We start from the raw sequence: 22,028 nt of genomic DNA, 5'->3' as shown, positions 1-22,028 counted from the left end.
GCACGGGTACCAGGAGCTGGTCGACCGCGGCTTCCGCATCGACGTGGCGCCGATCGGCGAGGTCGACTGGGTCGAGATCGACAACCACGACGACCTCGCCCGGGGACGGGACATCGCGTGCCGGTACTGACGAGGCTGATCCCCTCGCCGGTCGTCGTCGACATCCGCCCGGGTGCCCTGGACGACCTGGCCTGTGTGCTCGCCGACGAACGCATCTCGCAGTCCGGCCGGCTCGCCATCGCCGTCAGCGGCGGCTCCGGCGCCCGGCTGCGCGAGCGCGTCGCCCCCACCCTGCCCGGCGCCACCTGGTACGAGGTCGGCGGCGGCACCCTGGACGACGCCATCCGGCTGGCCGGCGACATCAAGGCCGGGCACTACGACGCGGTCGTCGGCCTCGGCGGCGGCAAGATCATCGACTGCGCCAAGTTCGCGGCGTCCCGCGTCGGCCTGCCGCTGGTCGCGGTCGCCACCAACCTCGCCCACGACGGCCTGTGCTCCCCGGTCGCGACCCTCGACAACGACGCCGGCCGAGGCTCCTACGGCGTGCCCAACCCGATCGCGGTCATCATCGACCTCGACGTGATCCGCGAGGCACCCGTCCGGTTCGTCCGCTCCGGCATCGGCGACGCCATCTCCAACATCTCCGCCGTCGCCGACTGGGAGCTGTCCCACCAGGTCAACGGCGAGAAGGTCGACGGCCTGGCCGCCGCCATGGCCCGCCAGGCCGGCGAGGCGGTGCTGCGCCACCCCGGCGGAGTCGGCGACGACGGCTTCCTCCAGGTGCTGGCCGAAGCGCTGGTCCTCACCGGTATCGCCATGTCCGTGTCGGGCGACTCCCGCCCGTCCTCCGGCGCCTGCCACGAGATCAACCACGCCTTCGACCTGCTCTACCCCAAGCGCGCCGCCGCCCACGGCGAGCAGTGCGGCCTCGGCGCCGCCTTCGCGATGTATCTGCGCGGCGCCCACGAGGAGTCGGCGTACATGGCCGAGGTGCTGCGCCGGCACGGGCTCCCGGTCCTGCCGGAGGAGATCGGCTTCACGGTGGACGAGTTCGTCCGCGCGGTCGAGTTCGCCCCGGAGACCCGGCCCGGCCGCTACACCATCCTCGAACACCTCGACCTCAAGACGAACCAGATCAAGGACATCTACGCCGACTATGTCAAGGCCATCGGTAGCTGAACTCCGTCCGGTCGTCCACCCCGCGGGGGTGAAGGACCGGCGCAGCGGTGAGCACTGGGCGGGACGCCTCTACATGCGCGAGGTGTCCCTGCGCGTCGACCGCTACCTGGTCAACACCAGGGTCACGCCCAACCAGCTCACGTACCTGATGACCGTCTGCGGCGTGCTCGCGACCCCGGCCCTGCTGGTGCCGGGCGTCACGGGCGCGGTGCTCGGCGTGGTCGCCACCCAGCTGTACCTGCTGCTGGACTGCGTCGACGGCGAGGTCGCCCGCTGGAAGCAGCAGTACTCGCTGGGCGGGGTCTACCTGGACCGGGTCGGCGCCTACCTCACCGACGCGGCCGTGCTGGTCGGCCTCGGCCTGCGCGCCGCCGACCTGTGGGGCACCGGCCGGATCGACTGGCTGTGGGCCTTCCTCGGCACCCTCGCCGCGCTCGGCGCCATCCTGATCAAGGCCGAGACCGACCTGGTCGGCGTCGCCCGGCACCAGACCGGCAAGCCCCCGGTGCAGGAGGCCGCCTCCGAGCTCCGTTCCTCCGGCATGGCGCTGGCCCGGCGGGCCGCCTCGGCGCTGAAGTTCCACCGGCTGATCCTCGGCATCGAGGCCTCGCTGTTCATCCTCGTCCTCGCGATCGTGGACCAGGCCCGCGGCGACCTGTTCTTCACCCGTCTCGGCACCGCCGTGCTGGCCGGCATCGCCCTGCTGCAGACCCTGCTGCACCTGGTGTCCATCCTCGCCTCCAGCAGGCTGAAGTGAGCGCGCCCATGAAGGTCGGTGCCGTCATCATCACCATGGGCAACCGGCCCGAGGAGCTGCGGGCCCTGCTCGACTCCGTCGCCAAGCAGGACGGCGACCCGGTCGAGGTCGTCGTCGTCGGCAACGGCTCGCCCGTCCCGGAGGTACCCGAGGGCGTACGGACCGTGGAGGTGCCCGAGAACCTGGGCATCCCCGGCGGGCGCAACGTCGGCATAGAGGCGTTCGGCCCGTCGGGCCGCGACGTCGACATATTGCTCTTCCTCGACGACGACGGCCTGCTCGCCCGCCACGACACCGCCGAGCTGTGCCGCGAGGCCTTCGCCGCGGACCCCGAGCTGGGCATCATCAGCTTCCGCATCGCCGACCCCGACACCGGCGAGACCCAGCGCCGGCACGTACCCCGGCTGCGCGCCTCCGACCCGATGCGCTCCTCCCGGGTCACCACCTTCCTCGGCGGCGCCAACGCCGTGCGCACCCGCGTCTTCGCGGAGGTCGGCGTCCTGCCCGGCGAGTTCTTCTACGCGCACGAGGAGACCGACCTGGCCTGGCGGGCGCTGGACGCGGGCTGGATGATCGACTACCGGTCCGACATGGTGCTGTACCACCCGACGACCGCGCCGTCGCGGCACGCCGTCTACCACCGCATGGTCGCCCGCAACCGGGTCTGGCTCGCCCGCCGCAACCTGCCCGCCCCCCTGGTCCCGGTCTACCTCGGGGTCTGGCTGCTGCTCACCCTGGCGCGCCGCCCCTCGCGACCCGCCCTGAAGGCATGGTTCGGCGGCTTCCGGGAAGGCTGGACCACGCCGTGCGGTCCCCGCCGCCCGATGCGCTGGCGTACGGTATGGCGACTCACCCGACTGGGCCGCCCCCCGGTCATCTGACAAGCTCGTCCCCGACGGGCCGGCGCCGCCGTGCGCGGCCGCCCGCAGGACGAACCAGACACGCGTACCCGAGGACGAAAGTTTCCACCTGTGAGTGAGACCATGCACGACGGCACGGTCGCGGTGACCGCGGCCGCGTCGCCCGACGCGGGACTGACGGCGGCCGAGCTCGCCGCCAAGTACGGGCTCTCCGTGAGCGGCGCCCGGCCCTCGCTCGTGGAGTACGTCCGGCAGCTGTGGGGACGGCGCCACTTCATCCTGGCCTTCTCCCAGGCCAAGCTGACCGCCCAGTACAGCCAGGCCAAACTCGGCCAGCTCTGGCAGGTGGCCACGCCCCTGCTGAACGCGGCCGTGTACTTCTTCATCTTCGGGCTGATCCTGCACGCCAGCCGCGGCATGTCCCGGGACGTGTACATCCCGTTCCTGGTCACCGGCGTGTTCGTGTTCACCTTCACGCAGAGCTCGGTGATGTCGGGCGTCCGCGCGATCTCCGGCAACCTCGGCCTGGTGCGCGCCCTGCACTTCCCGCGCGCCTCGCTGCCCATCTCCTTCTCGCTCCAGCAGCTCCAGCAGCTGCTGTTCTCGATGCTGGTGCTGTTCGCCGTGGCGATCGGCTTCGGCAGCTACCCCGGGCTGTCCTGGCTGTTGATCGTGCCGGTGCTGGTGCTCCAGTTCCTGTTCAACACCGGGCTGGCGCTGATCGTGGCCCGCATGGGCGCCAAGACGCCGGACCTCGCGCAGCTGATGCCGTTCCTGCTGCGCACCTGGATGTACGCCTCCGGTGTCATGTTCTCGATCAACAACATGCTGGCGGGCCGCCCCGAGTGGATCGTGAGGGCGCTCCAGGTCAACCCGGTCGCGATCTACATGGACCTGATGCGCTTCGCCCTGATCGACGGCTACGGTTCGTCCCACCTGCCGCCGCACGTGTGGGCCATCGCCCTGTTCTGGGCCGTGGTCTTCTTCGCCGGCGGCTTCGTGTACTTCTGGAAGGCGGAGGAGCGGTACGGCCGTGGCTGAGCAGCACAACGAGGACCGGCGCCCGACGGTCATCGCGGACGACCTGCACATCGTCTACCGGGTCAACGGGGCCAAGACCGGCAAGGGCAGCGCGACGGCGGCCCTCAGCCGCATCCTCAGGCGCGGCGAGGAGCGGGGCGTGCGCAAGGTGCACGCCGTGCGCGGCGTGTCCTTCGTCGCCTACCGCGGCGAGGCCATCGGCCTGATCGGTTCCAACGGCTCCGGCAAGTCCACCCTGCTGCGCGCCGTGGCCGGTCTGCTGCCCGCGGAGAAGGGCAAGGTCTACACCGACGGCCAGCCGTCCCTGCTGGGTGTGAACGCGGCCCTGATGAACGACCTCACCGGCGAGCGGAACGTCATCCTGGGCGGCCTGGCCATGGGCATGTCCCGGGAGCAGATCAAGGAGCGTTACCAGGAGATCGTCGACTTCTCCGGCATCAACGAGAAGGGCGACTTCATCACCCTGCCGATGCGCACCTACTCCTCCGGTATGGCGGCCCGGCTGCGTTTCTCCATCGCCGCCGCCAAGGACCACGACGTCCTGATGATCGACGAGGCGCTGGCCACCGGTGACCGCAAGTTCCAGCAGCGCTCCGAGGAACGCATCCGGGAACTGCGCAAAGAGGCCGGAACGGTCTTTCTGGTCAGTCACAACAACAAGTCGATCCGCGACACCTGCAACCGCGTGTTGTGGCTGGAGCGCGGTGAACTGCGGATGGACGGACCCACCGACGAGGTCCTGAAGGAGTACGAGAAGTTCACGGGCAAGTAACCCGTTTCGGCCAGGGCCCCGTCGGAATTTCGTCCGGCGGGGCCCTTCTACTGCAAAGGAAACGTCAACTACGCCCGGGCCCAGGAATCTTGGAGCCAATCGGTGTGTTGTTGTGATGTGTGGGACACCCCGACGATGGGCGCCACGTTGTACAACGTAAGCTGTACCGGTGCCGGAAACCGGCAAGTGTGGCGATAATGCGCGCCTTCCTTCGTGGGGGCGTCTTCGTGCATTGCGGGGCGGCGTGTCCGAAATAGTGTGTATTGGGTCGGCAGTGTAGAACGGGAGATGTGACGGCAATGGCTACGGAAACGCCCCAGCTCAACGCAGCGTGTGCCGTCCCCGCCCCGGGCAGTGCCCGATGACGGCCGCCGATACGGCGTCCGGCCTGGAACGCGCCACCCTGGACAAGGCCGCGAGCGAGAACTTCCCGGTGGCCCCCTTCTTCCTGCCCCGGGACTGGCGCGCCGACCTGATGGCCGTCTACGGCTTCGCCCGCCTCGTGGACGACATCGGCGACGGCGACCTCGCCCCCGGCGGCGCCGACGCCCGTCTGCTCGGCGTGTCGCCCGCCGAGGCCGCCGACCGGCTGGTCCTCCTCGACGCCTTCGAAGCGGACCTGCGCCGCGTCTTCGACGGCACGCCGCACCACCCGCTGCTGCGCCGGCTGCAGCCCACCGTCCGGCGCCGCGCCCTCACCCCCGAGCCCTTCCTCGGGCTGATCGCCGCCAACCGCCAGGACCAGCTCGTCGCCCGGTACGAGACCTACGACGACCTCCTCGCCTACTGCGAACTGTCGGCCAACCCCGTCGGCCGCCTCGTCCTCGGCGTCACCGGCACCTCCACCCCCGAGCGGATCCGGCTGTCCGACGCGATCTGCACCGCGCTGCAGATCGTGGAGCACCTCCAGGACGTCGCCGAGGACCTCGGCCGCGACCGGATCTACCTGCCGGCCGAGGACATGAAGCGCTTCCACGTCCAAGAAGCTGATCTTGGCCAAAAAAGCGCGGGCGCATCAATGCGCGCCCTGGTTGCATACGAAGCACAACGCGCCCGCGATCTGCTGGATGAAGGCGCTCCCCTGGTGGGTAGCGTCCACGGCAGGCTGAAGCTGCTGCTCGCGGGGTTCGTGGCGGGGGGAAGGGCGGCGATCGAAGCGATCACCGCCGCCGAATACGACGTACTTCCCGGCCCGCCCAGACCCGGCAAGATCCAGTTGCTGCGTGAGGTGGGCGTGATCCTGCGAGGAGAGGGGTGATCCGGACCGTGGAGTCTGCGCCGCACGTGTCCGCACCGGTACTCGCCGCCTACAGCTACTGCGAGGCCGTCACCGGGCAGCAGGCCCGTAACTTCGCTTACGGCATCCGGCTGCTGCCGGCGGCCAAGCGCCGCGCCATGTCGGCGCTGTACGCGTTCTCCCGGCGCGTGGACGACATCGGCGACGGCGGCCTGGCCGACGAGGTCAAGCTGACGCGGCTGGAGGACACCCGGGCACTGCTCGCCCGGATCCGCGCCGGAGAGGTCGAGGAGGACGACACCGACCCGGTGGCCGTCGCCCTCAGCCACGCCGCGCGGGCCTTCCCGATCCCGCTCGGCGGCCTGGACGAGCTGATCGACGGCGTCCAGATGGACGTGCGCGGGGAGACCTACGAGACCTGGGACGACCTCAAGGTGTACTGCCGGTGTGTCGCCGGTGCCATCGGCCGCCTCTCGCTCGGCGTGTTCGGCACCGAACCCGGCGCGCGCGGCGCCGAGCGCGCGGCCGAGTACGCCGACACCCTCGGCCTCGCCCTTCAGCTCACCAACATCCTCCGCGACGTCCGCGAGGACGCGCTGGGCGGTCGTACGTATCTGCCCGCCGACGACCTCGCCAAGTTCGGCTGCTCGGCCGGCTTCCGCACGCCCGCCCCGCCGGAGGGCTCCGACTTCGCCGGCCTCGTCCACTACGAAGTACGGCGCGCCCGGGCCCTGTTCGCCGAGGGCTACCGGCTGCTGCCCATGCTCGACCGGCGCAGCGGTGCCTGCGTCGCCGCGATGGCCGGCATCTACCGCCGGCTGCTCGACCGCATCGAGCGCGACCCGGAGGCCGTGCTGCGCGGCCGGGTCTCGCTGCCCGGACACGAGAAGGCCTACGTCGCCGTGCGCGGCCTGTCCGGCCTCGACACCCGCCATGTCGCCCGGGGCTCCGTGCGGAGGCGCGCCTGATGCAGCGCACCGAACCGGAGCCGGCCGGAGAGGACGGCCCGCGCCAGGCAACCCTCCACCCCGGCGCGGCGTCCCTGACTGCGGTGGCCGACCGTGCGCCCCGTGCCCGGCATGCCCGCGCCCCCCGGGAGCGCGCGGCCGTGTCCGGCGCGCGGCCGGCGTGGCGTGGACCCGACCGGCCCCACGGCCGGCCACGACGAAGCCGCGGACGAAGGACGGCCCGCACCGGCCCGGCCGGCTCAGCGCTCGCACGGAAGGACGCACGATGAGCGACGGCTCACCCCCCACCGCACCGGCACCGGCCGCCACCTCGCCCACGGCAGCCCGCAGCGCGGTCGTGGTCGGTGGCGGACTCGCCGGGATCACCGCGGCGCTCGCCCTCGCCGACGCGGGCATCCGGGTCACCCTGCTCGAAGGCAGGCCCAGGCTGGGCGGCCTCGCCTTCTCCTTCCAGCGCGGCGAACTGACCGTCGACAACGGCCAGCACGTGTACCTGCGCTGCTGCACCGCCTACCGCTGGTTCCTCGACCGGATCCAGGGCGCGGCGCTGGCACCGCTGCAGGACCGCCTGGACGTGCCCGTCGTCGACGTCGCCAAGCCCGTGGGCCGGCGGCTCGGCAGACTGCGGCGCGACCCGCTGCCCGTCCCCCTCCACCTGGGACGCAGCCTGGCCGCCTATCCGCACCTCTCGCTCGCCGAGCGCGCCGCCGTCGGGCGGGCCGCGCTCGCGCTGAAGGGGCTCGACCTCGCCGATCCGACCCTGGACGCCCAGGACTTCGGCAGCTGGCTGGCCGCGCACGGCCAGTCCGCGCGCGCCATCGAGGCCCTGTGGGACCTGGTCGGGGTCGCCACCCTCAACGCGGTCGCGGGCGACGCCTCGCTGGGGCTCGCCGCGATGGTGTTCAAGACCGGTCTGCTGTCCGACCCGGGCGCGGCCGACATCGGCTGGGCCCGCGTCCCGCTGGGCGAACTGCACGACCGGCTGGCCCGCAAGGCGCTCGACTCCGCGGGCGTCCGTACCGAGGTCCGTACACGCGTCACCTCCGTCTCCACCAATGACAACGGCGGTTGGAGCGTTCGAGTTCCCGGCGAGACGCTTTCCGCGGACGCCGTCGTTCTGGCCGTACCCCAGCGCGAGGCCCACGACCTGCTCCCGCCCGGTGCCCTGGACGCGCCCGAGCGGCTGCTGGAGATCGGCACCGCGCCCATCCTGAACGTCCATGTCGTCTACGACCGCAAGGTGCTCGCGCGCCCCTTCCTCGCGGCGCTGGGCACCCCGGTGCAGTGGGTGTTCGACCGCACCGACGCCTCCGGACTGCGCACGGGGCAGTACCTCGCGCTGTCCCAGTCGGCCGCGCGGGACGAGATCGACACGCCGGTGGCCGAACTCCGCGAGCGCTACCTGCCCGAGCTGGAGCGGCTCATCCCGGGCACCCGCGCCGCCGAGGTGAAGGACTTCTTCGTGACCCGGGAGCGCACGGCCACGTTCGCCCCCGCCCCCGGCGTCGGACGCCTCAGGCCCGGCGCCCGGACCAAGGCCCCCGGCCTGTACCTGGCCGGAGCGTGGACCGCCACCGGGTGGCCCGCGACCATGGAGAGTGCGGTCCGCAGCGGAGTGAGCGCGGCCGACGCCGTGCTCGGCACCCTCGGCCGGCCCCGCCCCCGCCACCTCTTCGAGTTCGAGGAGGCGGCGTGATGCCCGGCCGGCGGGCGAACGCCCCCGCACCCCCGGTACCGCAACCAGAGGAGAGATTGTGCCCACTGTGCCCCCGGCCGCGACGCCCGCTCGGAGGCCCGCGGTGGACGTGACCGCGCTCCTGGAGCGCGGCAGGAACCTGGCCACACCGGTGCTGCGGGCGGCCGTCGACCGTCTGGCCCCGCCCATGGACACCGTGGCCGCCTACCACTTCGGCTGGATCGACGCCGCCGGCAACCCCGCGCACGGCGACGGCGGCAAGGCCGTCCGTCCCGCGCTGGCCGTGCTGTCCGCCGAGGTCACCGGCGCCGCGCCCGAGGCGGGCGTGCCCGGCGCGGTCGCCGTCGAACTCGTGCACAACTTCTCACTGCTGCACGACGACCTGATGGACGGCGACGAGCAGCGCCGGCACCGCGACACCGTCTGGAAGGTGCACGGCCCCGCCCAGGCCATCCTGGTCGGCGACGCCCTGTTCGCCCTCGCCGGCGAGATCCTGCTGGAGCTCGGCACGGTCGAGGCCGGCCGCGCCGCCCGCCGGCTGACCGCGGCCACCCGCGCCCTGATCGACGGCCAGGCCCAGGACATCTCCTACGAGCACCGCGACCGCGTCAGCGTCGAGGAGTGCCTGGAGATGGAGGGCAACAAGACCGGTTCCCTACTCGCCTGCGCCTCCTCCATCGGCGCGGTCCTCGGCGGCGCCGACGACACCACGGCCGACGCCCTGGAGCGCTACGGCTACCACCTCGGCCTCGCCTTCCAGGCCGTGGACGACCTGCTCGGCATCTGGGGCGACCCGGAGGCCACCGGCAAGCAGACCTGGAGCGACCTGCGCCAGCGCAAGAAGTCGCTGCCGGTCGTCGCCGCCCTCGCGGCCGGCGGCCCCGCCTCCGAACAGCTCGGCGAGATCCTCGCCGAGGACGCCAAGAGCAGCGACTTCGAGAACTTCTCCGAGGAGGAGTTCGCGGCCCGCGCCGCCCTCATCGAGGAGGCCGGCGGCCGCGAGTGGACGGCCGCCGAAGCGCGCCGTCAGCACACCATCGCCATCGAAGCCCTCGACGCCGTGAGCATGCCCGACCGGGTACGGGACTCCTTCACGGCGCTCGCCGACTTCGTCGTCGTACGAAAGAGATGATCACCATTGGCTGGATAAGCCTCGCGTAGTCGCCGGCCGGTGTCGCCTGGAAAGGACACCGGCCGACGGCGGACCCACAGCAGCACGACTCGCACGACTGCACGAAGGGGAAGCCATGACAGCGACGACCGACGGAAGCACCGGGGCCATCTTGCCGTCCCGGGCTGCCGCGGCCAGCGACTCCACCCTCACCATCCCCGAGACGGCCGGGGTACAAGAAGCCGCCACGCGCGCCGTACAGCGCGCCACCGATTTCCTGCTCGCCCGGCAGGACGCCGAGGGCTGGTGGAAAGGCGACCTGGAGACCAACGTCACCATGGACGCCGAGGATCTGCTGCTCCGTCAGTTCCTGGGCATCCTGGACGAGAACACCACGCGGGCCGCCGCGAAGTTCATCCGCGGCGAGCAGCGCGAGGACGGCACCTGGGCCACCTTCTACGGCGGCCCCGGCGAACTGTCCACCACCGTGGAGGCGTACGTCGCCCTGCGCCTGGCCGGCGACGCGCCCGACGCGCCGCACATGGCGAAGGCGTCGGCCTGGATCCGCGAGCAGGGCGGCATCGCCGCCTCCCGGGTCTTCACCCGGATCTGGCTCGCCCTGTTCGGCTGGTGGAAGTGGGAGGACCTGCCCGAACTCCCGCCGGAGCTGATCTTCTTCCCCACCTGGTTCCCGCTCAACATCTACGACTTCGGCTGCTGGGCGCGGCAGACCATCGTGCCGCTCACCATCGTCTCCGCCAAGCGCCCGGTGCGCCCGGCCCCGTTCGCGCTGGACGAGCTGCACACCGACCCGGCCGACCCCAATCCGCCGCAGCCGCTCGCCCCGGTCGCGAGCTGGGACGGGGTCTTCCAACGGCTGGACAAGGTGGTCCGCGGCTACCGCAAGGTCGCCCCGCGCAGGCTGCGCAAGGCCGCGATGAACGCGGCGGCCCGCTGGATCATCGAACGGCAGGAGAACGACGGCTGCTGGGGCGGCATCCAGCCCCCGGCCGTGTACTCCGTCATCGCCCTGCATCTGCTCGGCTACGACCTGAAGCACCCGGTGCTGCGCGAGGGCCTCGCCTCCCTGGACCGCTTCGCCGTCTGGCGCGAGGACGGCGCCCGGATGATCGAGGCCTGTCAGTCCCCCGTGTGGGACACCTGCCTGGCCACCATCGCCCTCGTGGACGCCGGACTGCCCGCGGACCATCCGCAACTGGTCAAGGCGGCCGACTGGATGCTCGGCGAGGAGATCGCCCGGCCCGGCGACTGGGCCGTGCGCCGACCCGAACTTCCCCCGGGCGGCTGGGCCTTCGAGTTCCACAACGACAACTACCCCGACATCGACGACACCGCCGAGGTCGCGCTCGCGCTGCGCCGGGTCCGCCATCACGACCCCGAGCACGTGGACCGGGCCGTCGGCCGCGCCGTCCGCTGGAACCTGGGCATGCAGTCGAAGAACGGCGCCTGGGGCGCCTTCGACGTGGACAACACCAGCCCGTTCCCGAACCGGCTGCCGTTCTGCGACTTCGGCGAGGTCATCGACCCGCCGTCCGCGGACGTCACCGCGCACGTGGTGGAGATGCTCGCCGCCGAGGGCCTGGCCGACGACCCGCGCACCCGGCGCGGCATCGACTGGCTGCTCGCCGAACAGGAGCCCGACGGCTCGTGGTTCGGCCGCTGGGGCGTCAACTACATCTACGGCACCGGCGCGGTCGTCCCCGCGCTCACCGCGGTCGGACTGCCCACCTCGCACCCGGCGATCCGGCGGGCCGTGGCCTGGCTGGAGAGCGTCCAGAACGACGACGGCGGCTGGGGCGAGGACCTGCGCTCCTACAAGCACACCAAGGAGTGGAGCGGCCGGGGCGCATCCACCGCCTCGCAGACCGCGTGGGCGCTGATGGCGCTGCTCGCGGCGGGGGAGAAGGGCTCCGCGGCCGTCGAGCGCGGCGTGCGGTGGCTGGCCGGCACCCAGCGGGAGGACGGCGGCTGGGACGAGCCGTACTTCACCGGCACCGGCTTCCCCTGGGACTTCTCCATCAACTACCACCTGTACCGGCAGGTGTTCCCGCTCACCGCACTCGGCCGGTACCTGCACGGGGACCCCTTCGAGCGCAAGCTGCTCGCCCCGCTCGCGAAGGTCTCCGCGCGGGCCCAGGGAGACTGATGTGAGCCACCAGCCCGCTCCGGCTCCGCTGCTGATCGCCTGCGCGCTCGGCATCGAGCACCTCGCCCTGCGCACCGGCGACCGCCGGGCGCGCCGGGCGGGCGCGCCGGTGCCGCGCGGCGCGGGGCGGGGGGCCGGCGGGCCGGTGACCTTCGTCCGCACGGGCATGGGACCCCGTGCGGCGGAACGCTCCGTCACCCGGCTCCTGACCGGCCCGGCACCCGCCGGCACGGCCGTCCTGGCCACCGGCTTCTGCGCCGGGCTGGCCCCCGGGATGCACCCCGGCGACCTGGTGGTCGCCGAGGAGACCCGGGACCCGCGCGGTACCGTGCCGTGCGTGGGCACCGAGCTCCTGGTCAAGGAACTCGCGCGCCTGCTGCCCGGACGCACCGTCCACACCGGCCCGCTCACCGGCTCCGACCACGTGGTCCGGGGCCCCGAGCGTTCCGATCTGCTCGCCACCGGCGCGATCGCCGTGGACATGGAGTCGGCGGCCACGCTGCTGGCCGCCGTCCGCACCGGCGAACGGCCGGTGGCCGCCGTCCGGGTCGTCGTGGACGCTCCCGAACACGAACTCGTCCGGATCGGCACCCTGCGCGGCGGGATATCGGCCTTCCGCGTTCTCCGTTCCGTCCTTCCCGCATTTTTCGATTGGCACCGTTCTTTGCCGCTCCCCCGGAGGTGAGCCAGATGGCCATGCCGCTGCGCCAGTCCATCAAGGTCGCTACATACCTGGCTGAACAGAAGCTCCGCAGGCGGGACAAGTTTCCGCTCATCGTCGAGCTGGAACCGCTCTTCGCCTGCAATCTGAAGTGTGAGGGCTGCGGCAAGATCCAGCACCCCGCAGGCGTGCTCAAGCAGCGCATGCCGGTCGCCCAGGCCGTGGGCGCCGTGCTGGAGTCCGGCGCGCCGATGGTCTCCATCGCCGGCGGCGAACCGCTGATGCACCCTCAGATCGACGAGATCGTGCGGCAGTTGGTGGCCAAGAGGAAGTACGTCTTCCTGTGCACCAACGCGATGCTGCTGCGCAAGAAGATGGACAAGTTCACCCCCTCGCCCTACTTCGCGTTCGCGGTGCACATCGACGGGCTGCGCGAGCGGCACGACGAATCCGTGGCGAAGGAAGGCGTGTTCGACGAGGCCGTGGCCGCCATCAAGGAGGCCAAGCGGCGCGGCTTCCGGGTGACCACCAACTCCACCTTCTTCAACACCGACACCCCGCAGACCATCATCGAGGTGCTCAACTTCCTCAACGACGACCTCAAGGTCGACGAGATGATGATCTCGCCCGCCTACGCCTACGAGAAGGCCCCGGACCAGGAGCACTTCCTCGGCGTCGAGCAGACCCGCGAGCTGTTCAGGAAGGCCTTCGCGGGCGGCAACCGCCGCAAGTGGCGGCTCAACCACTCCCCGCTCTTCCTGGACTTCCTGGAGGGCAAGGTCGACTTCCCGTGCACCGCGTGGGCGATCCCGAACTACTCGCTCTTCGGCTGGCAGCGGCCCTGCTACCTGATGAGCGACGGGTACGTGCCCACGTACCGCGAACTGGTGGAGAAGACCGACTGGGACAAGTACGGCCGCGGCAAGGACCCGCGCTGCGACAACTGCATGGCGCACTGCGGCTACGAGCCGACCGCCGTCCTCGCCACGATGGGATCCCTGAAGGAGTCCCTGCGGGCCATGCGCGAGACCGTAGCCGGGAACCGGGAGTGACCGCCGTCCCCCTGGGCGTCCCCGAGGTGCCGGCCCGTCCCGTCGCGCCGCGGCGGCGGTCGCGGCGGATCCAGGTCGGGCCGGTACCGGTCGGGGGCGGGGCCCCGGTGTCGGTGCAGTCGATGACGACGACCCGTACGTCCGACATCGGCGCCACCCTCCAGCAGATCGCCGAACTCACCGCGTCCGGCTGCCAGATCGTCCGCGTCGCCTGCCCCACGCAGGACGACGCGGACGCCTTGGCGACCATCGCGAAGAAGTCGCAGATCCCGGTGATCGCGGACATCCACTTCCAGCCGAAGTACGTGTTCGCGGCCATCGAGGCCGGCTGCGCGGCGGTGCGGGTCAACCCGGGCAACATCAAGCAGTTCGACGACCAGGTCAAGGAGATCGCGCGCGCCGCCAAGGACCACGGCACGCCGATCCGGATCGGCGTCAACGCCGGTTCCCTGGACCGCCGTCTGCTCCAGAAGTACGGCAAGGCGACCCCTGAGGCACTGGTGGAGTCGGCGTTGTGGGAGGCGTCCCTCTTCGAGGAGCACGGCTTCCGGGACATCAAGATCTCCGTCAAGCACAACGACCCGGTCGTCATGATCGAGGCCTACCGCCAGCTCGCCGAGCGGTGCGACTACCCGCTGCACCTCGGCGTGACCGAGGCCGGCCCCGCCTTCCAGGGCACGATCAAGTCGGCGGTCGCCTTCGGCGCGCTGCTCAGCCAGGGCATCGGCGACACCATCCGGGTGTCGCTGAGCGCGCCGCCCGTGGAGGAGATCAAGGTCGGCATCCAGATCCTGGAGTCCCTGGGACTGCGGCAGCGCCGGCTGGAGATCGTCTCCTGTCCGTCCTGCGGCCGGGCCCAGGTGGACGTCTACAAGCTCGCCGAGGAGGTGACGGCCGGCCTGGACGGCATGGAGGTGCCGCTGCGGGTCGCGGTGATGGGGTGTGTGGTCAACGGTCCGGGCGAGGCCCGCGAGGCCGACCTCGGCGTGGCCTCCGGCAACGGCAAGGGCCAGATCTTCGTCAAGGGCGAGGTCGTCAAGACCGTGCCCGAGTCGAAGATCGTGGAGACCCTGATCGAGGAGGCCATGAAGCTCGCCGAGAGCAAGAGCCCGTCGGACCAGGTGAGTTGAGGCAAGGCACGAACGAGAGGGGGCCCGAGAGTGACCATTCTGGAGAGCATCCGGGGACCACGCGACCTGAAGGCGCTGTCCGAGGCGGAACTCGGGGAACTGTCAGGAGAGATACGTGAGTTCCTGGTGCACGCGGTGTCGAGAACCGGCGGTCACCTCGGGCCCAACCTGGGCGTGGTGGAACTCACCATCGCCCTCCACCGGGTCTTCGAGTCACCGGTCGACCGCATCCTGTGGGACACCGGCCACCAGTCCTACGTCCACAAGCTGCTGACCGGCCGTCAGGACTTCTCGAAGCTGCGCGGCAAGGGCGGACTGTCCGGCTACCCCTCGCGCGAGGAGTCCGAGCACGACGTCATCGAGAACAGCCACGCGTCCACGGCGCTCGGCTGGGCCGACGGCCTCGCCAAGGCCAACCAGGTGCAGGGGGAGAAGGGCCATGTGGTCGCCGTCATCGGCGACGGCGCGCTGACCGGCGGCATGGCCTGGGAGGCACTGAACAACATCGCCGCCGCCCGGGACCGGCCGCTGATCATCGTCGTCAACGACAACGAACGCTCCTACGCCCCCACCATCGGCGGCCTGGCCAATCACCTGGCCACGCTGCGCACCACCGACGGCTACGAAAAGGTCCTCGCCTGGGGCAAGGAGGTGCTCCAGCGCACCCCGGTCGTCGGCAACACGCTCTACGAGTCCCTGCACGGAGCGAAGAAGGGCTTCAAGGACGCCTTCGCCCCCCAGGGCATGTTCGAGGACCTGGGACTGAAGTACCTCGGTCCGATCGACGGCCACGACATCAAGGCCGTCGAGTCGGCGCTGCGCCGCGCCAAGCGCTTCCACGGCCCCGTCCTGGTCCACTGCCTCACCGAGAAGGGCCGCGGCTACGAACCCGCCCTCGCGCACGAGGAGGACCACTTCCACTCCGTCGGCGTGATGGACCCGCTCACCTGCGAGCCCCTCACCCCGTCCAAGGGCCCCTCGTGGACCTCGGTGTTCGGCGAGGAGATCGTCCGGATCGGGGAGGAACGCGAGGACGTCGTGGCGATCACGGCGGCCATGCTGCACCCGGTCGGCCTCGCCCGGTTCGCCGAACGCTTCCCCGACCGCGTCTGGGACGTCGGCATCGCCGAACAGCACGCGGCGGTCTCCGCGGCCGGGCTCGCCACCGGCGGACTGCACCCGGTCGTCGCCGTCTACGCCACCTTCCTCAACCGGGCCTTCGACCAGCTGCTGATGGACGTCGCCCTGCACCGCTGCGGGGTCACCTTCGTGCTGGACCGGGCCGGTGTCACCGGCACCGACGGGGCCTCCCACAACGGCATGTGGGACATGTCCGTCCTCCAGGTCGTCCCCGGCCTGAGGATCGCCGCGCCGCGCGACGCCGACCAGCTGCGCGCCCAGCTGCGCGAGGCGGTCGCCGTGGACGACGCGCCCACGCTGGTCCGCTTCCCCAAGGAGACCGCCGGCCCGCGCGTCCCCGCCGTCGACCGGGTCGGCGGCATGGACGTCCTGCACCGCGCCGAACGCCCCGAGGTGCTGCTGGTGGCCGTCGGCGTGATGGCCACGGTGTGCCTGCAGACCGCCGAACTGCTCGAAGCCCGCGGCATCGGCTGCACGGTGGTCGACCCGCGCTGGGTCAAACCCGTCGACCCCGCCCTGCCCCCGCTCGCCGCCGGACACCGGCTGGTGGCCGTGGTGGAGGACAACAGCCGGGCCGCCGGCGTCGGTTCGGCCGTCGCCCTGGCCCTCGGCGACGCCGACGTGGACGTGCCGGTACGGCGGTTCGGCATCCCCGAGCAGTTCCTCGCGCACGCCAAGCGCAGCGAGGTGCTGGCCGACATCGGCCTCACCCCCGTCGAGATCGCCGGGCGGATCAGCGCGAGCCTGGCCGTCAAGAACGCCGACGGCACAGTCAAGGAGAGTGAATGACCACCGAGTTCGACCTCGGCGCCCTGCTCGCCGAGCGCGGAGCCGAACGCTACGAGCTGCACGCGAAGCACCTCAACCCGCAGCTCCCGCGGATGCTGCACACCATCGGCTTCGACAAGGTCTACGAGCGTGCCGAGGGAGCGCACTTCTTCGACGCGGACGGCAACGACTACCTGGACATGCTCGCCGGGTTCGGGGTGATGGGCCTGGGCCGCCACCACCCGGTCGTCCGCAAGGCGCTGCACGACGTGCTGGACCTCGACCTCGCCGACCTCACCCGCTTCGACTGCCAGCCGCTGCCCGGCCTGCTCGCCGAACGGCTCCTTGCCCACAGCCCGCACCTGGACCGGGTGTTCTTCGGCAACAGCGGCACCGAAGCGGTCGAGACGGCCCTGAAGTTCGCCCGGTACGCCACCGGCAAGCCCCGCGTCCTGTACTGCGACCACGCCTTCCACGGCCTGACCACCGGCTCGCTGTCGGTCAACGGCGAGGACGGCTTCCGCGACGGGTTCGCCCCGCTGCTGCCCGACACCGCCGTCCCCCTCGGCGATCTGGACGCCCTCGCCCGGGAGTTGAAGAAGGGCGACGTCGCCGCGCTGATCGTGGAGCCGATCCAGGGCAAGGGCGTCCACGAGGCACCCCCCGGCTATCTGCGGGCCGCGCAGGAGCTGCTGCACCAGCACAAGGCGCTGCTCATCGCCGACGAGGTGCAGACCGGCCTCGGCCGCACCGGCGACTTCTACGCCTACCAGCACGAGGACGGCGTCGAACCGGACCTGGTGTGCGTGGCCAAGGCCCTGTCCGGCGGCTATGTGCCGGTGGGCGCCACCCTCGGCAAGGAGTGGATCTTCAAGAAGGTCTACTCGTCCATGGACCGCGTGCTGGTGCACTCGGCGAGCTTCGGCTCCAACGCCCAGGCGATGGCGTGCGGCCTCGCCGTGCTGTCGGTCATGGAGAACGAGCAGATCGTCGCCGGTGTGCGCCGCACGGGCGAACTGCTGAAGTCCCGGCTGACCGCGCTGATCGACAGGTACGAGCTGCTGGCCGACGTACGCGGCCGGGGCCTGATGATCGGCATCGAGTTCGGCAAGCCGTCCTCGCTGAAGCTGCGCGGTCGCTGGACCATGCTCCAGGCGGCCCGCAAGGGTCTGTTCGCCCAGATGGTCGTCGTGCCGCTGCTGCAGAAGCACCGGATCCTCACCCAGGTCTCCGGCGACCACCTGGAGGTCATCAAGCTCATTCCGCCGCTGGTCGTCGACGAGGCCGACGTGGAGCGGTTCGTGGACGCCTTCACCGCGGTGATGGACGACGCGCACAGCGGCGGCGGTCTGATGTGGGACTTCGGCAAGACCCTGATCAAGCAGGCCGTGGCCAACCGCTGACGGCCACCCGGCAGGCGGGGCGCCGACGGCGGTGAACGCCGAGGCGCCCCGCCTTGCCTCAGGGGCAAGAAAATTGCCCCAGGGGCAACAGTGGGGCTCAATGGAGGCATGAACGCCTCAGACGCCGCGTCGCCGGCGGCTGCGGACGACGGCCTGCCCGCCGTCGCACCCCAGCTGCGCGCCCTGCGCCGGCGCGCCGGCCTCACCCTGGAGGCCGCGGCCCGCTCCGCCGGTCTCTCCCCGGCCCATCTCTCCCGCCTGGAGACCGGACACCGGCAGCCGTCGCTGCCGATGCTCCTCGCGCTCGCCCGTATCTACGGTACGACCGTCTCCGAACTGCTCGGCGAGACGGTCGCCGACCGGGACGCGATCGTGCGCGCCGCCGACATGGAACCGACCCGGGCGGGCGGCTGGACGTACGTCCAGGCCGGGGCGCCCGGCCGCGGCATGCAGGCCCTGCGGGTGCGGGTGCCCTACGGCTCCCAGGGCGACATCGTGCGCGTCCACCCCGGCGAGGAGTGGCTCTACGTCCTCCAGGGACGCCTGCGGCTGCGGCTCGGGGACACCGCGCATCTGCTCGGCCCCGGCGACAGCGCGCACTTCGACTCGCTCACCCCGCACCGCCTCGCCGCCGTCGACCACGACGGCGTGGAGCTGCTGTTCGTCCACACCCTGCTGCAGAGCCCCACGGCCACGCTGTGCCTGGGCTCGCCGACCGGAGAGCTGCCATGAGCGACTTCGAGACGAAGTTCCCCCGTTCCCTGTGGATCCGGCTGATCATCTACATCGCCCTCGGGCACGTCCTGGCCGCCTTCCTCTACCTGCTGTTCGCGGTGGGCGGCAAGGGCTGACCGCCGCGCGCCCGCCTCAGTCCAGCAGACGCTCGCGCAGCCGCTCACGGGTCTCGGGAGCGAGCCCCAGGCCCCGCGTCAGATAGGTGTCGACATCGCCCCAGGTCTCCTCGATGCTCGCGAACGCGGCCTGGAGGTACTCCGCGCGGGCGTCGAAGAGCGGGTCCAGCAGCTCCATCACCTCCGGCGTGTACGCCGTGTCCGCGCTGCCGCTGCGACGGACCTTGTAGCGGCGGTGCTTGGCGCCGGACTCCAGATAGTCGGCCACGATCGCCTCGCGCTCCACGCCCAGCGCGAGCAGCGTGACGGCGATGGACACGCCCGCGCGGTCCTTGCCGGCCGCGCAGTGCATCAGCGCGGGGACGCTGTCGTCGGCGAGCGCGTGCAGCACCTTGGAGTGCTCGGCGGTGCGGTGCTTGACCATCGCCCGGTAGGAGGCGGTCATCCGGGCCGCCCCCTTGCCGTCGGCGAGGATCGCGCGCAGCTGGTCGAGGTCGCCGTCGCGGACCATCTTCCAGAACTCGGCGCCGTCCGCCGGGTCGCTCAGCGGCAGGTTCACATTCCGCACGCCGGGCAGCTCGACATCGGCGCCCTCCAGCTTCTGGTCGGCCGCGTTGCGGAAGTCGAAGATCGTGTGCAGCCCCAGAGAGGCGAGGAAGGCCGCGTCCTCCTCGGTCGCGTGCGCGAGGTGCCCGCTGCGGAACAGCACTCCGTGGCGCACCCGCCGCCCGTCCACGGTCGGCAGCCCGCCCACGTCACGGAAATTGCGCACACCTGCCAGCTCCGGCTCGGTCGACGGGACCTGCTGCGTCACGGGGGCTCCTCCCGGTCGTTCCCCGCCGTCGCGGCTCGCCGGCGGGCACTGAGGTCGACCATACGGCATCGATTTCCTCGGGCAATGAGTTATCCACAGGCATTGTCACGGGGCCCGAATCCCTTGATGATGTTGAGGCTTGCGCGGAACTGTTGGCACCTGTGAGGTCTCGATGGTGGACATCGCCGAAGACGGTCGTACCTGGCTGCTGTCGGGCCCCGGCAGCAGCTACGCCCTGCGTCTCACCGACGCGGACGAACTGCTCCACCTGCACTGGGGGCCACCGATCGCGCTCGCCGACGCCGAGGCGCTGGCGGCGCGCCCGCTGCCCGGCCCCTGGCCCTTCGAGTCGGCGCTCGACGGCCGGGAGGAGTACCCCGTCGAGGGCGGCCCCCGCTTCGTCCGCCCCGCCCTGTCCGTACGCACCGACCGGCGGCGCGGCACCGAGTGGCGCTTCGTGTCGTACGACGTGGAGGACGGCACACTGCGGCTGCGGTTCGACGACGACGGCGTGGCCGTCACGCTGCACTACCGGATGCGCGGCGACGTGGTCGAGCGCTGGGTGACCGTCGCCAACGGCGGCCCCGCGCCCGTGGAGCTGCTGCGCGCCGACGCGGCCACCTGGACGCTGCCCCACCGCGAGGGCTGGCGGTTGTCCCAGCTGCACGGCCGGTGGGCCGCCGAGTCCCGGCTGACCACCGCCCCCCTCACCTACGGCGAGAAGGTCATCGGCAGCCGCCGCGGCCACACCGGCCACCAGCACCTGCCCTGGGTCGCCCTCGACACCGACGCCACCGAGGAGCGCGGCGAGGTCTACGGCTGCGCGCTCGGCTGGTCCGGCTCCTGGCGCATCGCCGTCGCCCAACTCCCGGACGGGCGCGTGCAGATCACCGGCGGCGCCGGCCACGACGACTCGGGCCTGCTGCTCCTGGCGCCCGGGGAGTCGTACACCACCCCGGTCTTCGCGGGCCTGTGGAGCGACGGCGGCTTCGGCGGTGCGAGCCGCGCCTGGCACGCCTACCAGCGCGCGCACGTCATCCCGGACGCCGAACGGGACCGGCCCGTGCTGTTCAACTCCTGGGAGGCGACGTACTTCGACATCTCCGAGGAGCAGCAGGCCGCCCTCGCCCGCCGGGCCGCCGAGATCGGCGTCGAGCTGTTCGTCGTGGACGACGGCTGGTTCGGCGCCCGCACCAGCGACCGCGCCGGCCTCGGCGACTGGACGCCCAGCCCGGACCGCTTCCCGCACGGCCTGAAGCCCCTCGCCGACCAGGTGCACGCGCTCGGCATGCGGTTCGGGATCTGGGTCGAGCCCGAGATGGTCAACCCGGACAGCGAGCTGTACCGCGCCCACCCCGACTGGGTGCAGCACCACCCCGGCCGCAAGCGCACGGAACTGCGCAACCAGCTCGTGCTCAACCTCGCCCGCGAGGATGTCCAGGACCACCTCTGGGAGCGGCTGCACGCCCTGCTCTCCAGCGCCCCGATCGACTACGTGAAGTGGGACTTCAACCGCTGCTTCACCGACGCCGGCTGGCCCGGGGAGCCCTACCCGCAGCGCCTGTGGGTGGACCATGTGCGCGCCCTGTACGCCCTGCTGGACCGGCTGCGGGCCGCCCACCCGGAAGTCGCCTTCGAGTCCTGCTCGGGCGGCGGCGGCCGGATCGACCTCGGGGTGCTCGGCCGCACCGACCAGGTGTGGACCTCCGACAACACCGACCCGCTGGACCGGCTCGCCATCCAGCACGGCTTCACCCAGCTCCACCCCGCGCGCGTGATGGCCGCCTGGGTCACCGACAGCCCCAACACCCAGCTCAACGGGCGGGCCAGCTCGCTGCGCTTCCGGTTCGTCAGTGCCATGGCGGGCGTGCTCGGCGTCGGCGGCGACCTGACGCGGTGGAGCCCCGAGGAACGGGCCGAGGCCCGGCGGTGGGTGGATCTCTACAAGGAGATCCGGCCGCTCGTGCAGCACGGCGAGCTGTACCGGCTGCGGCCCCCGACGGGCGGCCTGAGCGCCGTCCAGTACCTCCGGGGCGAGGAGACCGTCGTCCTCGCCTGGCTCCAGGCTCAGCACTACGGCGAGCCGGTGCCGGCGGTGCGGCTGCGCGGACTCGACCCGACGGCTTCGTACGCATGCCGGGAGACGGGCGAAGTGCACCGGGGTGCGGTCCTGCTGCACCATGGGCTGCACACCGGACTCAAGGGCGACCTGGACGCGACGGTGCTCCGGTTGCGCCGCACATGAAGCGCCCGGGGAACGCCGTACATGAAACGCCCGGAGTGCATCGAAGCCACCGGTCCGAGCCGTCTTTATTCCTGGATTGCGAAGTCTTTAAGAGTGGCTCATCTCACCGCTCGTCAACCCCTGCCTACGGTCGCGTAGGTCACATCCGAAGGTGAATCATGATCCGACGTGGCAGA

20 protein-coding genes and 1 pseudogene are annotated in these 22,028 nt (G+C 71.6%); 20 read left to right on the top strand and 1 reads right to left on the bottom strand.

The genetic code is table 11. The annotated features are described in order from the left end of the window. From IH25_RS41010 to IH25_RS38165, 19 genes and pseudogenes are all read left to right on the top strand, one after another. A pseudogene (locus IH25_RS41010) lies at positions 1 to 130 on the top strand (phosphocholine cytidylyltransferase family protein); the annotation flags it as partial. Continuing rightward, positions 118 to 1,179 carry an iron-containing alcohol dehydrogenase family protein gene (locus IH25_RS0136040; RefSeq protein WP_030620933.1) on the top strand — a complete coding sequence of 354 codons (1,062 nt, stop codon included), beginning with the start codon at positions 118 to 120 and terminating at the stop codon, positions 1,177 to 1,179. The pseudogene IH25_RS41010 and the gene IH25_RS0136040, both read left to right, overlap by 13 nt. After that, the gene (locus IH25_RS0136035) at positions 1,157 to 1,936 is read left to right on the top strand and encodes a CDP-alcohol phosphatidyltransferase family protein (protein WP_078844596.1); all 780 of its coding nucleotides are present in this window, start codon (positions 1,157 to 1,159) and stop codon (positions 1,934 to 1,936) included. The genes IH25_RS0136040 and IH25_RS0136035 overlap by 23 nt, the downstream gene beginning before the upstream one ends. Before the next feature lie 8 nt (positions 1,937 to 1,944). Continuing rightward, positions 1,945 to 2,817: a glycosyltransferase family 2 protein gene (locus tag IH25_RS0136030; RefSeq protein WP_030620927.1), complete on the top strand. Its 873-nt coding sequence runs from the start codon at positions 1,945 to 1,947 to the stop codon at positions 2,815 to 2,817. A gap of 90 nt (positions 2,818 to 2,907) precedes the next feature. Then, positions 2,908 to 3,837, top strand: coding sequence for an ABC transporter permease (locus IH25_RS0136025; protein ID WP_030620923.1), 930 nt, complete (start codon positions 2,908 to 2,910; stop codon positions 3,835 to 3,837). Then, positions 3,830 to 4,609 carry an ABC transporter ATP-binding protein gene (locus IH25_RS0136020; protein WP_030620921.1) on the top strand — a complete coding sequence of 260 codons (780 nt, stop codon included), beginning with the start codon at positions 3,830 to 3,832 and terminating at the stop codon, positions 4,607 to 4,609. The genes IH25_RS0136025 and IH25_RS0136020 overlap by 8 nt, the downstream gene beginning before the upstream one ends. Before the next feature lie 361 nt (positions 4,610 to 4,970). Continuing rightward, complete coding sequence (gene hpnC, locus IH25_RS0136015) at positions 4,971 to 5,867, top strand: squalene synthase HpnC (protein WP_030620919.1); 897 nt, start codon at positions 4,971 to 4,973, stop codon at positions 5,865 to 5,867. Then, complete coding sequence (gene hpnD, locus IH25_RS0136010; protein WP_030620914.1) at positions 5,864 to 6,814, top strand: presqualene diphosphate synthase HpnD; 951 nt, start codon at positions 5,864 to 5,866, stop codon at positions 6,812 to 6,814. Before hpnC ends, hpnD begins: the two co-directional genes overlap by 4 nt. Continuing rightward, positions 6,814 to 7,083 (top strand): DUF6380 family protein, encoded by a 270-nt coding sequence (locus IH25_RS43155; RefSeq protein ID WP_369405232.1) that lies wholly within the window; start codon positions 6,814 to 6,816, stop codon positions 7,081 to 7,083. The genes hpnD and IH25_RS43155 overlap by 1 nt, the downstream gene beginning before the upstream one ends. Continuing rightward, positions 7,080 to 8,510, top strand: a complete 1,431-nt coding sequence (hpnE, locus tag IH25_RS0136005) for a hydroxysqualene dehydroxylase HpnE (protein WP_030620911.1) — start codon at positions 7,080 to 7,082, stop codon at positions 8,508 to 8,510. Before IH25_RS43155 ends, hpnE begins: the two co-directional genes overlap by 4 nt. Positions 8,511 to 8,568: 58 nt before the next feature. Continuing rightward, positions 8,569 to 9,642 (top strand): polyprenyl synthetase family protein, encoded by a 1,074-nt coding sequence (locus tag IH25_RS0136000; protein WP_245172983.1) that lies wholly within the window; start codon positions 8,569 to 8,571, stop codon positions 9,640 to 9,642. A gap of 115 nt (positions 9,643 to 9,757) precedes the next feature. Continuing rightward, positions 9,758 to 11,788, top strand: coding sequence for a squalene--hopene cyclase (gene shc, locus IH25_RS0135995; protein WP_030620905.1), 2,031 nt, complete (start codon positions 9,758 to 9,760; stop codon positions 11,786 to 11,788). 1 nt (position 11,789) lies between these two features. Continuing rightward, positions 11,790 to 12,473 (top strand): phosphorylase family protein, encoded by a 684-nt coding sequence (locus tag IH25_RS0135990; protein ID WP_030620902.1) that lies wholly within the window; start codon positions 11,790 to 11,792, stop codon positions 12,471 to 12,473. 5 nt (positions 12,474 to 12,478) lie between these two features. Further along, entirely contained in the window at positions 12,479 to 13,501 is a 1,023-nt protein-coding gene (hpnH, locus tag IH25_RS0135985) for an adenosyl-hopene transferase HpnH (RefSeq protein ID WP_030620899.1), read from the top strand. Next, positions 13,498 to 14,631 (top strand): flavodoxin-dependent (E)-4-hydroxy-3-methylbut-2-enyl-diphosphate synthase, encoded by a 1,134-nt coding sequence (ispG, locus tag IH25_RS0135980; RefSeq protein ID WP_030620897.1) that lies wholly within the window; start codon positions 13,498 to 13,500, stop codon positions 14,629 to 14,631. Before hpnH ends, ispG begins: the two co-directional genes overlap by 4 nt. Positions 14,632 to 14,661: 30 nt before the next feature. Beyond that, positions 14,662 to 16,560 carry a 1-deoxy-D-xylulose-5-phosphate synthase gene (gene dxs, locus IH25_RS0135975; protein ID WP_030620894.1) on the top strand — a complete coding sequence of 633 codons (1,899 nt, stop codon included), beginning with the start codon at positions 14,662 to 14,664 and terminating at the stop codon, positions 16,558 to 16,560. Next, a complete protein-coding gene (locus IH25_RS0135970) occupies positions 16,557 to 17,942 on the top strand; it encodes an aspartate aminotransferase family protein (protein WP_030620891.1) in 1,386 nt (461 codons plus the stop codon). The genes dxs and IH25_RS0135970 overlap by 4 nt, the downstream gene beginning before the upstream one ends. Before the next feature lie 108 nt (positions 17,943 to 18,050). Further along, on the top strand, positions 18,051 to 18,674 hold the full coding sequence (locus tag IH25_RS0135965) for a helix-turn-helix domain-containing protein (protein WP_030620889.1): 624 nt from the start codon (positions 18,051 to 18,053) through the stop codon (positions 18,672 to 18,674). Further along, entirely contained in the window at positions 18,671 to 18,793 is a 123-nt protein-coding gene (locus tag IH25_RS38165; RefSeq protein WP_037656302.1) for a DUF6126 family protein, read from the top strand. The genes IH25_RS0135965 and IH25_RS38165 overlap by 4 nt, the downstream gene beginning before the upstream one ends. 16 nt (positions 18,794 to 18,809) lie before the next feature. Here IH25_RS38165 and IH25_RS0135955 read toward each other — a convergent pair whose 3' ends face one another. Continuing rightward, entirely contained in the window at positions 18,810 to 19,607 is a 798-nt protein-coding gene (locus IH25_RS0135955) for a tyrosine-protein phosphatase (protein WP_030620886.1), read from the bottom strand. Positions 19,608 to 19,779: 172 nt separating this feature from the next. Here IH25_RS0135955 and IH25_RS0135950 point away from each other — a divergent pair, with 172 nt between their 5' ends. Continuing rightward, on the top strand, positions 19,780 to 21,852 hold the full coding sequence (locus tag IH25_RS0135950) for an alpha-galactosidase (protein WP_030620884.1): 2,073 nt from the start codon (positions 19,780 to 19,782) through the stop codon (positions 21,850 to 21,852). The last annotated feature ends 176 nt before the right edge of the window (positions 21,853 to 22,028 follow it).

This window comes from Streptomyces achromogenes subsp. achromogenes, from assembly GCF_000720835.1.
Classification (GTDB): Bacteria; Actinomycetota; Actinomycetes; order Streptomycetales; family Streptomycetaceae; genus Streptomyces; species Streptomyces achromogenes.
The sequence above is the reverse complement of the archived record's forward strand: the minus strand, read 5'-3'. Positions and strand labels throughout refer to the sequence as shown.